Origin of the sequence: Sedimentitalea arenosa, from assembly GCF_016428585.1 — a bacterium.
GTDB lineage: Bacteria > Pseudomonadota > Alphaproteobacteria > Rhodobacterales > Rhodobacteraceae > Sedimentitalea > Sedimentitalea arenosa.
The window spans coordinates 140,630-157,474 of the sequence record NZ_JAELVR010000008.1; the positions used below are offsets into that span (position 1 = coordinate 140,630).

Annotated in this window: 10 protein-coding genes; 3 read left to right on the plus strand and 7 right to left on the minus strand. The window is 65.4% G+C overall.

Features of this window, described 5'->3' with window-relative positions; genetic code table 11:
• Positions 1-12 precede the first annotated feature (12 nt).
• On the minus strand, positions 13-1,599 hold the full coding sequence (locus JF290_RS12730) for a GMC family oxidoreductase (RefSeq protein WP_199025270.1): 1,587 nt from the start codon (positions 1,597-1,599) through the stop codon (positions 13-15).
• An 82-nt stretch (positions 1,600-1,681) separates the two neighbouring features.
• Positions 1,682-2,140 carry an Lrp/AsnC family transcriptional regulator gene (locus tag JF290_RS12735; protein WP_199025271.1) on the minus strand — a complete coding sequence of 153 codons (459 nt, stop codon included), beginning with the start codon at positions 2,138-2,140 and terminating at the stop codon, positions 1,682-1,684.
• Between the two features lie 137 nt (positions 2,141-2,277).
• Between JF290_RS12735 and ald the strand changes: the two genes are divergently transcribed.
• Entirely contained in the window at positions 2,278-3,396 is a 1,119-nt protein-coding gene (gene ald, locus JF290_RS12740) for an alanine dehydrogenase (RefSeq protein WP_199025272.1), read from the plus strand.
• 56 nt (positions 3,397-3,452) lie between these two features.
• Here the strand turns inward: ald and JF290_RS12745 are convergent, their stop codons facing one another.
• Positions 3,453-4,259 (minus strand): mechanosensitive ion channel family protein, encoded by an 807-nt coding sequence (locus JF290_RS12745; RefSeq protein ID WP_199025273.1) that lies wholly within the window; start codon positions 4,257-4,259, stop codon positions 3,453-3,455.
• A gap of 226 nt (positions 4,260-4,485) precedes the next feature.
• On the opposite strand from JF290_RS12745, the gene JF290_RS12750 reads away from it, so the two are divergent.
• Both JF290_RS12750 and JF290_RS12755 read left to right on the plus strand, forming a co-directional pair.
• A complete protein-coding gene (locus JF290_RS12750) occupies positions 4,486-5,685 on the plus strand; it encodes an MFS transporter (protein WP_199025274.1) in 1,200 nt (399 codons plus the stop codon).
• A gap of 177 nt (positions 5,686-5,862) precedes the next feature.
• The gene (locus JF290_RS12755) at positions 5,863-6,561 is read left to right on the plus strand and encodes a glutathione S-transferase family protein (protein WP_199025275.1); all 699 of its coding nucleotides are present in this window, start codon (positions 5,863-5,865) and stop codon (positions 6,559-6,561) included.
• A 15-nt stretch (positions 6,562-6,576) separates the two neighbouring features.
• On the opposite strand, the gene pobA is transcribed toward JF290_RS12755, so the two are convergent.
• The 4 genes from pobA to JF290_RS12775 all read right to left on the minus strand — a co-directional run bounded on the left by pobA (position 6,577) and on the right by JF290_RS12775 (position 16,589).
• Entirely contained in the window at positions 6,577-7,746 is a 1,170-nt protein-coding gene (gene pobA / locus JF290_RS12760; protein ID WP_199025276.1) for a 4-hydroxybenzoate 3-monooxygenase, read from the minus strand.
• A gap of 84 nt (positions 7,747-7,830) precedes the next feature.
• Positions 7,831-10,350: a cation:proton antiporter gene (locus JF290_RS12765; protein ID WP_199025277.1), complete on the minus strand. Its 2,520-nt coding sequence runs from the start codon at positions 10,348-10,350 to the stop codon at positions 7,831-7,833.
• Between the two features lie 211 nt (positions 10,351-10,561).
• Positions 10,562-14,017, minus strand: a complete 3,456-nt coding sequence (locus JF290_RS12770) for an indolepyruvate ferredoxin oxidoreductase family protein (RefSeq protein ID WP_199025278.1) — start codon at positions 14,015-14,017, stop codon at positions 10,562-10,564.
• 202 nt (positions 14,018-14,219) lie between these two features.
• Positions 14,220-16,589: a transketolase gene (locus tag JF290_RS12775; protein WP_233155313.1), complete on the minus strand. Its 2,370-nt coding sequence runs from the start codon at positions 16,587-16,589 to the stop codon at positions 14,220-14,222.
• Positions 16,590-16,845: the final 256 nt, after the last annotated feature.

Below are 16,845 nucleotides of genomic sequence, written 5' to 3' on the forward strand. Positions count from 1 at the left end.
GCTGCCCGGCGCTCAGCCGCGGTCAGCGAGGATCAGGTCGGCGGCTTTCTCGGCAATCATGATCGTGGGCGCGTTGGTGTTGCCGCTGGTGATAGCGGGCATCGCGCTGGCATCGACCACGCGCAAACCGTCGATTCCACGCAGGCGCAACGCGGCGTCGAGCGGCGCGCCCTCGTCCATCCCCATGCGCACTGTGCAGGTCGGGTGAAAGATCGTCGTGCCAATGTCGCCTGCCGCACTTTTCAGATCGGCGTCGCTGTCGATGCCGGCGCCGGGGCGGAGTTCCTGCGGCGCATAGCGCTTCATCGGTGTCTGCGCCATGATCGCGCGGGCCTGGCGGATTGCGGTGACGGCGACCTGCCGATCACCCTCGGTCGAGAGGTAGTTCGGCGCGATCACCGGAGCGTCATGGGGATCAGGCGAACCGATCGTGACCGAGCCGCGACTTTCCGGGCGAAGGTTGCAGACGCTGGCGGTGATCGCCGGGAAGTCGTCCAGCGGTTGACCGAAGGCGGACAGCGACAGCGGCTGGACGTGGTATTCCAGATCCGGTGTTGCGAGATCGGGGCGCGAGCGGGAAAACGCGCCGAGTTGGCTGGGTGCCATCGACATCGGCCCGCTGCGTTTCAGAGCGTACTCCAGCCCAATCCGGGCCTTGCCCCAGAACGAGTTGGCCAGGGTGTTGAGCGTTTCCGCTCCCGTCAGCCGCCAGGCGCAGCGCAACTGCAGGTGGTCCTGGAGGTTGGCACCGATGCCGGGCATGTCGCGAAGCACCTCGATGCCGTGAGACTTCAGCAGCGCGCCCGGTCCGAGGCCCGAGAGCTGCAGGATCTGCGGGCTGCCGATGGCCCCGGCGCAAAGGATCACCTCGGCGTCCGCGCGGGCGGTACGGGTCTGCCCGCCCCGATCGTATTCGACACCGACGGCGCGGCCTTCCTCGATCAGGATACGGCGGGCATGGGCGTTGGTTTCGACCTTCAGCCCCGGCCCGGTCGCGGTGCGCAGGAACGCCTTGGCGGTGTTCATCCGCCAGCCGCGGCGCTGGTTGACGCGGAAATAGCCGACGCCCTCGTTGTCGCCGGTGTTGAAATCCTCGGTGCGCGGCAGACCCCAGGTTGCGGCGGCCTCGGCCCAGTGATCAAGCACCTCCCAGTGCAGGCGCTGGTTTTCGACCCGCCACTCGCCACCCGCGCCGTGCAGGTCGGACGGGCCCTCGACGTAGTCTTCGCTGCGTTTGAAATAGGGCAGCACGTCCTCCCAACCCCAGCCGGTCAGCCCGGCCTGTCGCCAGCCGTCGTAATCCGCGGCCTGTCCACGCAGGTAGAGCATGCCGTTGATCGAGCTGCACCCGCCGAGAAGCTTGCCGCGCGGGTAGAGCAGCGACCGTCCGTTCAGACCCGGGTCGGGTGCGGTGGAATACATCCAGTCGGTACGCGGGTTGCCGATGCAGTAGAGATAGCCGATCGGGATATGAACCCAATGATAGGCGTCGCTCCCTCCGGCCTCGAGCAGCAGCACGCGGCGACCCGCCTCGGTCAGACGCTTGGCGAGCACGCAGCCGGCGCTGCCCGCACCGACTATGATGTGGTCCCAACTCATTGGCGCACAGGAGGGGGCCAGCCCCCTCGGCCTGCGGCCTCACCCCCGAAGTATTTCGGCGAAGATGAAGCGGGCGGGCGCGTCATACGGGCAGCGCCGTGGTCTTGAAGACAGTACGCAGGGCGAAGCTGCTCTGCATCTGGGCGACGCCGGGCAGGCGTGTCAGGTGCTGGCGGTGGATGCGGGCGAAATCGTCGGTGTTCTCGGCCACGACCTTGAGGATATAGTCGGCGGTGCCGGCCATCAGGTGACATTCGAGTACGTCGGGGATGAGGGCGACCGCCTTCTCGAAGGCCTCGAGCACCTCGTCGGCCTGGGCCTGGAGCGTGATCTCGACAAAGACCGTCGTCGGAACGCCCATCTTGCGCGCGTCCAGCAGGGCCACGTAGTCGCGGATGTAGCCTTCGGCTTCCAGCCGCTGCACCCGGCGGTGGCAGGCCGAGGGTGACAGGTTGATCTTTTCCGAGAGATCGGAATTGGACATCCTCCCGGAGAGCTGAAGCGCGGCCAGAATGCGGCGGTCTATCGTGTCTAGCGCCATGCGCGCACATCCGTTGCGTGATATCGGGGTTTGATCGCAGTCTATTCGATAATCGATCACCCCGGCGAGCAAAAAATCCGGGAACTTGTTGATCTCTTGCGGCATGCTACCGTCCACATGAACTGGGAGATCACATCATGAAAATCGGTTGCCCGAAAGAGATCAAACCACAGGAATTCCGGGTCGGGATCACTCCGAACGCGGCGCAGGAGGCGGTGGCGCATGGCCACGAGGTGCTGATCGAGACAGGCGCCGGCGTCGGGTCCGGGTTCGACGATGCCGCTTACGAGGCGGCGGGGGCGCATATCATCGGCAGCGCGGAGGAGGTCTTTGCCGCCGCCGACATGATCGTCAAGGTCAAGGAGCCGCAGGCAATCGAACGCAAGATGCTGCGCGAGGGGCAGATTCTCTTCACCTACCTGCATCTGGCACCGGACCCCGAGCAGACCAGGGATCTGATGGAGAGCGGCTGCACCGCCATCGCTTACGAAACCGTGACCGACCGCAGCGGCGGCCTGCCGCTGCTGGCGCCGATGTCCGAAGTCGCCGGGCGACTGGCGCCGCAGGTCGGGGCCTGGACGCTGCAGAAGGCCAATGGTGGCCGCGGCGTTCTGATGGGCGGCGTGCCGGGTGTCGGGCCGGCGCGGGTGATCGTGATCGGCGGCGGCGTGGTCGGTATCAACGCAGCGCGGGTCGCCGCGGGCATGGGCGCGGATGTGACGGTTCTGGACCGCTCCCTGCCCCGACTCAGCCTACTGGACGATCTGTTCATGGGGCGCCTGAAAACCGGCTATTCCACCGCCGGGTTGCTGGACGAATTGCTGCCGCATGCCGACATGGTGGTCGGGGCGGTGCTGATCCCCGGGGCCGCGGCACCCAAGCTGATCAGCCGGGCGCAGCTGTCGGTGATGAAACCCGGCGCGGTGTTGGTCGACGTGGCAATCGACCAGGGCGGCTGTTTCGAAACCTCCAAGGCGACGACGCACAAGGACCCGATCTACGAGGTCGACGGGGTGATGCACTACTGTGTGGCGAACATGCCGGGGGCGGTGGCGCGGACCTCGACCATCGCGTTGGGCAACGCCACTCTGCCCTTCATGCTGGCACTGGCGGACAAGGGTTGGCGCAAAGCCTGCGCCGAGGACGAGCATCTGTTGAACGGGTTGAACGTGCATGCGGGCAAGCTGACCTATTTTGCGGTCGGCAAGGCGCTGGGGATCGACGTGGTCTCGCCCTCGGTGGCGCTGAAGTCCTGACGGAAAAGGGCCGGGGGTGCATCCCCGGCCCTTTCGGTTTCGCTGCAAGAGCGGCGTCAGCCCGCCTTCTGGATTTCGACCGAATGGGGATAGGGGATCGAGATACCGGTCTGGTCGAAGGCTTCCTTGATGGTCTTGGTCAGGTCGAACTTCACATCCCAGTAATCGGCGGCGTTGACCCACGCGCGCAGGGTCAGGTCGACCGAGCTGTCGCCGAGATTGGTAACGCGGACCCAGGGTTCCGGGTCGGCGAGCACGCGGCTGTCGGCGGTGGCCTTGTCGAGGATGGTCTGCATAGCGGCGTTCGCGTCGTCGCCGTAGTCGATGCCGAACACCAGGTCGACGCGCCGTGTCTCGTGATGCGAGAAGTTCTGGATGATCTGGCCCCAGGCCTGTCCGTTGGGCACGATGATCTGCACGTTGTCGGGCGTCGCCAGTTCGGTGACGAACAGGTTCAGGTCCTTCACGGTGCCGGACGTACCGCCAATGTCGACATAGTCACCCAGTTTGTAGGGGCGGAACAGGATCAGCATGAAGCCGGCTGCAAGATCACTGAGCGTGCCCTGCAGCGCGAGGCCGATGGCCAGGGTAGCGGCGCCGAGCATCGCGACGAGGCTCGTCGCCTCGATCCCGAACAGGCCCAGAACAGCGACGAGGACGATCAGCAGGATGATCCACTTCACCATGCTGGCGGCGAAATTGCCGAGTGTCTTGTCAATCTTGGGATGCGAATTGACGCGGCGGCGCACCATTCCCGAGACCGCGCCGGCCACGATCCAGCCGACGATCAGGACGATGATCGCCTTGACCACGTTCCACAACAGTGGGCCGTAGCTGCCCACCTGCTCCATCATTTCTTCCATTCTGTCGGCCTCCAAAACCCCTATGAGAATGCCTTGGTTAAAGAAAATGGGCGCGGGCGTGGCAAGCCCTTTCACCGACCGGTCGGAGATTTTATGCCCATCACGGGTCTGCGGCCATCGCTGGGTGACAATCCGTGTGCGCCACAGGCCAACGACCTGTTGCCGCTGCGCGGTCTTTCACGATAGCCTGATCTGGTTTCGGCCTTGATGCTCGGGAGGGTGTCCAATGACGACAAGACCCGACGTAAGGGCCGCGATCGTGGCCGGTAGCATCGTCGCTTTCGTGGGGTTCGGCTTTGCCGCGACCTTCGGTGTTTTCCTGCGCCCGATGTCGGAGGAACTTGGCTGGGGCCGGGAGGTCTTTTCGTTATCCATGGCCATCCAGGCGCTCTGCTGGGGGGTGACGCAGCCGCTGGCGGGAATGGTCGCGGATCGCTTCGGAACGGCGCGCGTCCTTGCCTTCGGAGCGATCGTGTCCGCGCTGGGGTTCTTCCTGCGGGGCACGGTGATCGATCCGACCGTGTTCGTGGCTTCCGGTGTCATTGTCGGTATCGGAACCGGCGCCTGTTCGTTTCCGGTGGTCATCGTCGCGCTTGGCAAGGTCGTCGAAGCGAAACAGCGCAGTTTCGTGCTTGGTCTGGGAACCGCGGCGGCCTCTACGGGCATGTTCGTCGCCGCACCGCTGTCCTCGTTCCTGTTGAACATGGTCGGTTGGCAGAATTCGATCCTTGTCATCGCCGCAAGCTTCCTGCTGATCCTGCCGACGCTCGTGTTCATCGCACGGGTATCAAAACCCACCGCGTCGGATGCCGGCGGCCACGGCTTTGGGTTCGCAGTGCGCACCGCGTTGTCCGACCGGTCGTATGTCCTGCTTTTCCTGGGCTTTTTCGTTTGCGGGTTTCATGTCGCTTTCATCCAGACCCACCTGCCGGCCTACATCGCGGACAAGGGGCTGGCCCCGATTATCGGGGCCTGGTCCCTGGGTCTTATCGGTCTGTTCAACATCGCGGGATCGTTCCTGTCAGGGTGGTCCGGGCAGCGATACTCGAAGAAAAGCGTCCTGGCGGGCATCTATTTTACCCGCGCCATCGTCATTGCGCTCTTCATACTCCTGCCTCTGACCAACTTCAGCGTTTATCTGTTCTCGGCCGCGATTGGGCTCCTCTGGTTGTCCACGGTCCCTTTGACAACCGGCCTTGTCGCCCAGACCCAGGGTTTGCGGTTCCTGTCGACGCTGGCGGGGCTTGTGTTCTTCAGCCACCAGACCGGCGCCTTCATCGGCGCATGGCTCGGAGGTCGAATCCATGACACGACAGGTGACTACACGATGATGTGGTGGACCGCGATCGCGTTGGCCCTGCTGGCGACGCTTCTGCACATTCCCATCAAGGAAGAACCCGGAAAACTGGCCCGCGCCGAGATCTAGCCAGCTTTGCCAATGGGCACCCGTTTCGGCCACAATCAGAAATCGCGAGCGGCGACACGCACAGACCGACCCCGTGATCCTGCGCAGGTAATGCAGCGCATAAGCGCACAAACCGGGGGCTGGCGGTGGCTCATTCGCGCGGTAGGCTGGGGCATCTGAGCCGCTGGAGGCCCTGTCATGACCGATTTGTCCGATTTCGCCATCACCCGGAAGTGGCCGCCCAAGGACGCGGGGGTGATCCAGCTCTATTCCTTTCCAACGCCCAACGGGGTCAAGGCCAGCATCGCGCTGGAGGAACTGGGGCTTTCCTACGAGGCACACAAGGTCACGCTGTCGGATGCCGATGTGAAGAGCGACGCCTTTCTGTCCCTGAACCCGAACAACAAGATCCCGGCGATCATCGATCCCGATGGACCTGGCGGCAAGCCCATCGGCTTGTTCGAGAGCGGCGCAATCCTGATCTACCTCGGCGAAAAGACCGGGCGGCTGATCGGCGCGGATGCGACCGACAAGGCGCATGTGATCCAGTGGCTGATGTGGCAGATGGGCGGGCTGGGGCCGATGTTCGGGCAGCTGGGCTATTTCTACAAGTTCGCCGGCAGCGAGATCGATGACCCACGCCCGCGCGCGCGGTATATCGGCGAGGCGCGCCGTCTGCTGGGGGTTCTGGACGGGCACATGCAGGGACGCAACTGGGTGGCCGGCGACTTTTCCATCGCCGATATCGCCATCGCGCCCTGGCTGCGGTCACTCGATTTCTATGGCGCGCGCGAGGTGGTCGGTTGGGCGGATCATGCCAACCTCGTGGCCTATCTCGACCGGTTCCTCGACCGTCCGGCGGTACAGACGGGCTTGGCGATCCCGCCGCGCGACTGACACAGGTTCCGACGGTCAGTAGGGCAGGCCGACGTAGTTCTCGGCCATCGCCTTCTGTGCCGCCGCGTTGCTGCGCAGGAAATCCAGATCTGCGATCTGCATCTTGAGGTCGAACTCGGACTGGTCGGGATAGCGGTGCATGAGCGACGAGAACCACCAGGAGAAACGCTCGGCTTTCCAGATCCGGCGCAGGGCTTTCTCGGAATAGCTGTCGAGCCCCTCCTGCGCGCCGGTTTTGTAAAAGGCGCCGAGGCCCTCGAACAGGTAGTGGATGTCGGACGCGGCCGTGTTCAACCCCTTGGCGCCGGTCGGGGGCACGATATGGGCGGCGTCCCCGCAGAGGAACAGCCGACCCCAGCGCATCGGTTCGGTCACGAAGCTGCGCAGGGGGGCGATGGATTTCTCGATCGACGGTCCGGTGACCAGCTGCGCGGCCATGTCGGCGGGAATGCGGCGCTTGAGCTCATCCCAGAAGGCCTCGTCGGTCCAGTCGTCCGGGCTGTCGCTGAGCGAGCACTGGATGTAGTAGCGGCTGAGACGGTCGTTACGCATCGAGCAGAGCGCGAAGCCGCGCGGCGAGTTGGCATAGATCAGTTCGTGATGCACCGGCGGCGTTTCGCTGAGGATGCCGAGCCAGCCGAAGGGATAGACTTTTTCGTATTCGCGCCGCACGGTCAGCGGAATGGTCTGGCGGCTGACGCCGTGAAAGCCGTCGCAGCCGGCGACGAAATCGCAGTCGATGCGCTGCGTCTCGCCCTCTATATCAAAGGTGACATGGGGCGCGTCGGTGTCGGCGCCGTGGATCACCACGTTGTCGACATTGAAGACGATGGCGCCGCCCGCCGCTTCGCGCGCGGCGTAGAGGTCGCGGGTCAACTCGGTCTGGCCATAGACCATGACCGGGGTGCCGGTATGTTCGCGGAAATCGACGCGGAACATCTCGTCGCCGAAAGACAGCAGCGTGCCATCATGGGTGAAGCCCTCGGCATGCATCCGCTCGGCACAGCCGGCGTGTTCCATCAGATGGACGAAGCCCTGTTCCAGCACGCCCGCGCGGATTCGGGACAGAACATGCGCCTTGGTGCGCCGTTCCAACACGACGCTGTCGATGCCCTGCGTGTGCAGCAACTGGGCGAGCAGCAGGCCCGAAGGCCCGCCGCCGATGATGGCGACCTGGGTTTTCATCCGTGTTCCTCCCGCGATTGCCACCGAAATTATCGCCACGTTGCCAGCATGTAAAACGACATCTGGTGCCGTCGCGCGCCATGGTTACGCCGAGGCCGCGGGGGCCAGGTCCATCAGCAGGAGATCGGGGTCGATGCCGCGATGACGGGCACTGGCGCGGACGGCGTCCTGCAGCGCGCTGCTGCGCGAGAGCAACGCGCGGAAGCGGGCGACATCCAGCACCAGAAGCATCGATGGCGCGATGGCGCGCACTTCGACACGGCGGGGCTGTTTCATCAGGATGCCCATCTGTCCGCACATGTCGCCACGCCCCAACCGCCATTTCTGCCCCGCGCTTTCCAGTTCCAGCGCGCCCGAGGCGATGAAATAGACGTGACGCGCCGGGGTCCCCTTGCGCACGATGACGGTGTCCGCGTTGACGTATCGGGTCCGCAACACGCGGCCGAGCCGCCGAAGCGCCGCGTCGTCAAGATCGGCGAAGGGCGGAAACTGCCGCACCAGATCGGCGCGGCGCACCGCGATGTCGAGATGCGGGCGGGCCTCCTCGGAGGTACGGCGGGCGGCGAGGTCCTGCATCAAGGCGGTGTGGACCTCGGACCCGATCAGCCCGTCCTCGCGCATGGCGTTGTATTCGCGCTCCTCCAGCCGCAGCGCGGTACGGCGGATGAAACGACGCTCGAGCTCCTCGGCATAGCCGGGATATTGCAGGCGCAGCCCCTCGAGCGCGGTCTCGACGGTCTCAAGCCGCCGGTCGAGCAGCTCGTGCAGAAGCTCGGCCACGCGGCGGCCGTGAATGCGGCGGATGCGCGAGTCGATGAAGGCGTTCACATCGCGCAGGATCAGCCGCTGCGAGAGCAGGCGCTCGAACCGGTCCGCCGTCATCCGCACCAGCGGCGTCGACAGGCCGAGACGGTTGTGCAGCATGACCGCCGTTCGAAAGCCGCGCCCGTAGATTACGGTACGGCGCGCGGCGCGCTGGTAGCCGTTGCGCCCGCCGGCGCGGGCACCTTCTATCAAACGGTCGGCATCCGACAGGATCTGGTCGGCCATGCGGGCCGAAATGGTGCGTTCGCGCACCCGCGCGAGAATGGTATCGCGCTCGAATCCGGCCAGCGCGATCAGGCCCAGAGTGATGCGGTCGCGGTCAAGGATGTCGCGGCTGTCCTCGGCGGTGCGCACCGCCTCGTCGAGCCGCTCGCCGAACACCTTGGCCTCCTTGCGCACGATGTCATGGGTCAGGGCATAGGCCTCGGTGGTGCGCGCCACGTCCTCGCGCACGGTCTGCAGCGCCACCGCGACCACCTGGCGCGACATCGCCTCGTCGAGCGCCGACAGCCGGTCGAGCCCGAGCCAGCCGATCACCGTCCGCAGCGTCGTACCCTGCACCAGAAGGGTGAACAGCGTGTAGCCGGTGGCGAGAATGCCGACCACGCGTTTGACCTCGACCGGCACGCGGAAGCTTTCGGTCACCGCAAGCGCAAGAGCCAGCGTCACGGCCCCGCGCAGTCCGCCCCAAAGGATCGCGGCCCGGTATGGCCGGTCGACGGCAGGCGACAGGCGCAGCGCGGTCAGCAGCGGCAGAAGGCCGAACAGGATCACCGCACGCGCCACGGTCGCCGCGACGATCACGACGCCGATCAGGACGAAATCACCGAGCCGGACCTCCTCGAGCAGCCGCGGGATCAGGAGCGCGGCGAGAATGAAGATCAACGCCCCGGCCCAATGGGCCAGCAGGTCCCAGACTTCGCGCAGGTTGACCCAAGCCGCCGGCGGCAGCCGGCCGGGACCGGCAAGGTTCAGCGTCAGTCCTGCCGCGACCACCGCGATCACGCCCGAGGCTCCGATGCTCTGTTCCGCCACGATATAGGCAAGGTAAGGCAGCGCCACCGAGACCGAGATCAGCGCCCGCTCGTGACGGCCGAACAGGGCCATGACCCAGATCGCGGCTCGCGCCGACAGCCACCCGGTCAGTGCCCCCCCTGCGATCAGCACCGGGAAGCGGGCCAGCGCATCGCCGAGCTCGGGATCGGGAAAGCCCAGCATGACAAAGCCCATGAAGAGCCCGAACAGCGCGATTGCTGCGGCGTCGTTCAGCAGGCTTTCACCCTCGATGATACGCGCCAGCCGCCGCGGCGCGGAGATCGAGCGGAAGATCGAGACCACGGCCGATGGATCGGTCGTCGAGACGATTGCGCCGATCAGAAAGCAGGCCGCCAGAGGCAGAGCGCTGGTCCAGGACAACGCGTAGCCGACGCTGAACGTGGCAACAACGACGGCGACCACCGCCAGCACAAGGATCGGCACCCAGTCGTCGAGCATGCGGCGCAGGTTCATCCCGAGCGTCGCCTGAAACAGCAGGGTCGGCAAGAATACATACAGAAAGACATTCGAGCGGATCGGCAGGCCGATGATCGCTTCGGCCACCGGGTTGAGCGCATCGGTCAAGTCGGTGCGCAGAAAGAAGATCGCGGCTGTGCCGATGAAGCTGCCAAGAATGGCGAGGATCACGCTGTAGGGCAGGCGCAGACGCGCGGCCAGCGGCTCTGCCACGCCGATGACCAGAAATAGTGACGCGATGACCGCGGTGATCAGAACGATGTCCATGACACGTGATTATCGGCCCGGTTCCGCAAGGTCACGGGCGAATCGACGCGTCGTGGCACGCACCGCATCAAAGCCGATACGCCAAGGCGAGGATTTCATCAAAGGCGACGTCGTAGCCCATTCCGGAGGCGACGGCTTCGGACACGATTGCGAGACGGGCGATGCCCCGCCAGACCGTCGGATCAGAAGGCGGAGCTGCCCGCGAAGCGCCTCAGGCCGCTTTCGAGGCCGGGGAAGTGACGGCGGCTCTCAAAGCCGCGCGGCGCTTTTCGGTGGCCGCAGCGTGGCGTTCGCGCACATGGCCATAGCCGCGGATATGCTCGGGCAGGTCCAGAAGTTCGGTCAGGTCCACCGCGCGCTCGTCACTCCAGTTGGCCAGAGCGAAATCGATATCGGCCTCGTACTCGGCCAGGAGGCGGCGGGCGAGCCGCGCCTCGTCGCTGTTGCGGAACGGGTCGAGCACGGTGCCGCGCAAGCGGCGCAGGCGGTTCATCCAGCGGAAAAAGCGCAGCGCCTTCCGACCCTCGACCGGACCCTTGACATGCTTGCCGGTCTTCTCGTCGATGCCGCCATAGGGCCAGGCCCCGAAATGGAAGGTGAGGTCGAGATCACCATCGAACGTGTCGGCAAGCGATTTTGCGAAGGACGGCTTGGAATAGAGCCGCGCGACCTCCCACTCGTCCTTGACCGCCATAAGTTTGTAGAGACCGCGCGCCACCGCGGACACTGCCGCTTCGTCGGGGATCGCGCCGCGCACCTGTGCCACACGATCGGCATAGCGGCGGGCGAATTCCGCGTCCTTGTACGCGGTCAGCTCGGACACCCGGCGCGACAGGATGTCGTCGAGGGAGGGCGGACGCCGTTCGGCCAGCTCGACCGGGTCAGAGCCGCCGGCCAGCCGAGTCGCGGCCTCGGGATCGGCGAAGGCGAGCCGTCCGAGATCGAAGGCCTGCATGTTCTTGGCCACCGCGACCCCGTTCAGTTCGATCGCGCGGTGGATGGCCGCAAGCGACAGCGGCACCCCGCCCTGCTGCCAGGCCGCGCCCATCAGCAGCATGTTCGCAAAGACCCGGTCGCCCATCACCTTCTCGGCCAGGTTCTGCGCATCAAGAGCGCGGGCGCGCGTGGCCAGCAGGCCTGCCAGGCGGCTGACCTGCTCGGCCCCGGAAAGCTGCCAGTCCGGATTCCTGGAAAACTCGGAGGTCGGCACGACGGTCGTGTCCACCACGGCGACGGACTTGCCGGCGGTCAGTTTGGACAGCGCCTCGTCTCCCGCGGCCACGACAAGGTCGCAGCCGATCAGGGCGTCGGCCTCGCCCGTGGCGATCCGGGTGGCGCGCATCTGATCGGTGTTGGCGGCGAACTTGATGTGGGAATGCACCGCACCGTATTTTTGCGCCAACCCGGTGATGTCAAGGTTGGAGGCGAAATAGCCATCCGCATGGGCGGCGACGGCAAGAGTCTGGCCGATCGTCACCACGCCTGCACCGCCGATGCCAGAGACCAGCACCGACCACGATCCATCGATCTGGGCCAGCTCGGGCATCGGCAAGTGCGAGATATCGATCGCGACATCCTCGCGCCGGGTCTTGCGCGGCGTGGCACCGCTGACCGTCACGAAGGACGGGCAGAAGCCCTCGACACAGGAGAAATCCTTGTTGCATGAGGACTGGTTGATCTTGCGCTTGCGCCCGAACTCGGTCTCGAGCGGTTCGATCGCCATGCAGGAAGACACCGCCGAACAATCGCCGCAGCCTTCGCAGACCTCGGAGTTGATGAAGACGCGCTTGTCGGGATCGGCCCATTTGCCGCGCTTGCGCAGGCGGCGGCGCTCGGTTGCGCAGGGCTGGTCATAGAGGATCACGGTGACGCCGGGGACCTCGCGCATTGTCGTCTGGACCAGCTCCATCTCGGTACGCGGGTGCAGCGTGACGCCGGTGCCCAGATCCTTGCCTTCGTACTTTTCGGGTTCGTCCGCGACCAACGCGATCCGGGCCACGCCCTCGGCGCGCAGCTGCCGGATCATCTGCAGCGGGCTGAGATCGCCATCATGGGGCTGGCCACCGGTCATCGACACGAAACCGTTATGCAGCAGCTTGTAGGTCAGCGTCGCCTTGGCCGCGACGGCAGCGCGGATCGCCATCAGGCCCGAGTGGAAATAAGTGCCGTCGCCCATGTTCGCAAAAACGTGCTTTTCGTCCGTGAAGGGGAATTGGCCTAGCCACATCACCCCCTCGCCGCCCATGTGGCTGACCGAGTTGGTCTTGGCGGGATCGCGCAGCATCGCCATGGTGTGACAGCCGATCCCGGCCAGCGCCCGGCTGCCATCGATGACTTGGGTCGATCGCCCGTGCGGACAGCCCGCACAGAAAGCGGGCATCCGCACCGCGCCGCCGCCGAGCGCAGGAGGCGCCTCGGACCAGTTCGGAGCCGACAGGCCGCAGTCGGGGTCGGTTTCCCGCGCCACGCGCACCAGCACCCGTGTGATGAGACCGGGATCGATCTCGCCGAAATTGGGAAAGGCGCAGGCTTCGGCCCCGACAGCCAACGCCTGGCCCTCGAAGGTCTTGCCGACGATGCGCGGCGATAGGCCCGATCCGTAAAGGATCGCACGGATCTGGTCCTCGAGCAGGGGGCGCTTCTCTTCGACAACGAGGATCGTGTCGAGACCTTGGGCGAAATCCCGGATTACCTCGGGATCAAGCGGCCAGACCATGCCCGTCTTCAGCAGGCGCACCGACATGTCATCGATGCGACCGTCGCGATACCGCAGCCCGGCCAGCGCCTGGTTCAGGTCTTGCCACGCCTTGCCCGCCGCGACGATGCCGATCCTGGCATGCGGGTCGCCCTCGATGCGGTTCAGCCGGTTGGCACGGGCATAGGCCAGAACCTTGCGCAACTTCACGTCCCACAGCAGGCGCTCCTGTTCGGGGATCGGGGTATAGGGCTTGATCGTCGTATCGGCGCCGTCCGCGTCGGGCCGCACGATGGCGGGGCTGTCAGGTGCCACATGCACGGACCCGCCGCCCTCGACCACGTCGGTGACCAGCTTCATGCCGACCAGCGTGCCGCTGTAGCGGCTCATCGCGATGCCGTGCAGGCCCATGTCCAGTACGTCCTGCGCATTGGCCGGGGCGAGCAGCGGCGCGCCGAGAGAGGCGAAATTGAGATCCGAGTAGCAGGCCAAGGTCGAGGATTTCGCGCCGTGATCGTCGCCGACCAGAAGCAGCGTACCGCCCTTGGCATTGGTGCCGGCGAGATTGGCATGGCGCAGCGGGTCCATCGACCGGTCCATGCCGGGCGCCTTGCCGTACCAGATCGAGAAGACGCCATCGACCCGCGCTCCGGGGAACAGCCCAACCTGCTGCGCGCCCCATGTGGCGGTCGCGGCGAGATCCTCGTTGACGCCGGGCTGGAAATGGACGTTGTGGGCCTTGAGCTCGGCTTCGGCCTGCCAGAGCGCCATGTCATAGGTGCCAACCGGCGAGCCGCGATAGCCCGAGATGTAGCCGCCTGTGTTGAGACCCGCCGCCACGTCGCGTTTTCGCTGTTGGATCGGCAGCCGCACCAGTGCCTGCATCCCGGTCATGTAGACCCAACCCTCGTCCTGCGTCAGGCGGTCTTCGAGCGTCATTTCGAGACGCTTCGTCGGCACATGCTGGGTCATCGGGTCACTCCTTGGTCGTTCAGGGCGCAATCGGGGCGGGCAGAAACGCCGGAAGCGGGGAGGTCATTCGGTATCCTCCCGGTCCCGCTGGCGGCAGCCGCGTGCCAAGTGTTGTCGGTTTCCTCGCGGCATCTCAACCATTTGCGCACAGCACGAGCGAACGTGACGTAGGGTCATGACGGAGTTCCAAGGCGACCCGACCTCAGGATGCAGGATTGCGCGCGGCGCGTCCGGGCAAAAGGCCATCGACCTTTTCCACGATCGAACGCGCATCCATTCCGTAATGTGCATAGAGGCTGCCGATCGTCCCGGTCTGGCCGAAATGCTCGACCCCGAGCGGGATCGTGCGATGTCCAGCCACGGCGCCCAGCCAGCCGAGCGTCGCCGGATGACCGTCGATCACCGTCACCAGGCGGCAGTGGGGTGGCAGTTCGTTCAGAAGGCATTCGATATGCGACTGCGCAGCCTTGTTGCCGCGCGCTCGTGCGCGCTGCGCCGCGGTCCAGCCGGCGTTCAGCCGGTCGGCCGAGGTCACGGCGAGCACGCCGATGTCACGCCGCGTTTCGGCCAACGCACCGGCCGCGCTGATCACCTCGGGCGCGACCGCGCCCTGGTAGGCGATCACGACCTCGGCGTTGGCGCCGGGCTTGCGCAACCAGTAGGCGCCATCGACCGAACCGCGCCGGAACGCCTCGTCGGCACGCTTGCCGGGCTGCTCGATCGGGTTGGTCGACAACCGCAGATAGACGCTACCGCCGGTTTCGTCGCGGAGCCAGGTGCGCTCGTCGGGATCGTCCCTACCGTCGCGCTGCAGGTAGTCGAAAGCCCATTCCATGATGACGGCAAGTTCGTCGGCAAAGGCGGGTTCGAAAGCCGCCAGCCCATCCTGGCTCATCCCGATGAGAGGCGTGCCGATGGATTGATGCGCGCCGCCCTCGGGCGCCAGAGTGACACCCGAGGGCGTGCCCACCAGCAGGAAGCGGGCATCCTGGTAGCAGGCATAGTTCAGCGCATCCAACCCGCGCGCGACGAAGGGGTCATAGACCGTGCCGACGGGGATCAGCCGCTTGCCGAACAGCGAGTGCGACAAGCCTGCCGCGCCGAGCAGCAGCATCAGGTTCATCTCGGCGATGCCCAGTTCGATATGCTGGCCTTCCGGCGTGAACTCCCATTTTGCGGTTGAAGGAATCTTGTTCTCGATGAAGGCATCTGCCTGGTCCCTCCGGGCGAACAGCTTCCGCCGGTTCACCCACGGGCCGAGATTGGTCGTGCCGGTCACGTCGGGCGAGGTGGTGACGATGCGCGCGGCAAGCTCGCTGTCCGTCTTGGACAGGTCGTCGAGGATCTTGCCAAAGGCCGCTTGGGTCGAGATCTCGCGTTCGGCCGCGAACGCGATGTCCGGCACGGGGACCCGCCGGTCGGAAAAACGGCGGCGGCCCTTGGCGAAGAACGGTACCCGCCGCAGGAAAGCGCGCAGGTTTTCTGGATCTTCGACCGTGGCGAAGGGCTCCCATTCCTCGCCTTCGGGCACACCCATATGGGTCTGCCACGCTGCCATCTGGGTCTTGTTCATCAGCCCGCCGTGGTTGTCCTTGTGGCCCGCGATCGGCGTGCCCCAGCCCTTGACGGTGTAGGCGAGGAAACAGACGGGGCGGTCATGGTCGATGGCCGCGAAGGTGTCGGCCATGGTCGACACGCAATTGCCGCCGAGGTTCTCCATCAACTCGGCCAGTTCCGCGTCGCTGCGTCGCTCGAGCAACGCGCTGACGTCGCCCTGGTCGCCCAGGTCATCCATCAACCGCTTGCGCCAGACCGCGCCGCCCATGAAGGTCAGCGCCGAGTATTCCTGGTTCGGGCAGGCATCGATCCAGTCGCGCAGCTTGTCGCCGCCAGGCTCGGCGAAGGCCGCTCGCTGCAGCGCGCCGTACTTGACCCGGACCACGTCCCAGCCGAAGGCGTCAAAGATCTTCTCGACCCGCCCGAACAGTCCCTCGCGCACGATGCCGTCGAGCGACTGGCGGTTGTAGTCGATGATCCACCAGCAATTGCGCAGATCGTTCTTCCACCCCTCCTGCAGGGTCTCGTAGATATTGCCCTCGTCGAGTTCGGCATCGCCCACCAGAGCGACCATTCGGCCCATCGGCAGGTCGTCGCCCCAGCTCTTGGCCGCGATGTAATCCTGCACCAGAGAGGCGAAGGCGGTGATCGCCACGCCCAGGCCGACCGAGCCGGTGGAGAAATCCACGTCGTCCACGTCCTTTGTGCGGCTGGGATAGCTCTGCACGCCGCCAAAGCCACGGAAGTTCTCCATCCTGTCGCGGTCGAGATTGCCCATCAGGTACTGGATGGCATGAAAGACCGGGCTGGCATGGGGTTTGACGGCGACCCGATCCTCCGGCCGCAGGGCGGAAAAGTAGAGCGCCGTCATGATCGACACCATCGACGCGGAACTGGCCTGATGGCCGCCGATCTTGATGCCGTCGACCTTGGGCCTAACGTGGTTGGCGTGGTGGATCATCCAGTGCGACAGCCAGAGCAGGCGCTGTTCGATGATCTTGAGCTCCTTGGTCATATCCGCTGTCTCCTGCATCTGTAAGTCATGGCGTCAACCGGGGCTATCGGCCCTGCCGCAACGATAACTTCGACCCGCATGCGCCCCTCTGCCCGGTCCGCAACGCGCTGTGATTCGTCGCGCCCGGCAATTCAAAATCAACAGAAGTCTTTGATTTGGATCAAGTTTCACAAAGCCTACCAAATAGTTTGACCAATTGCTATGATTTTGGAAAGCTTCACGTCGAGGGAGAACCGGGATGGCGTATCCGACAGGG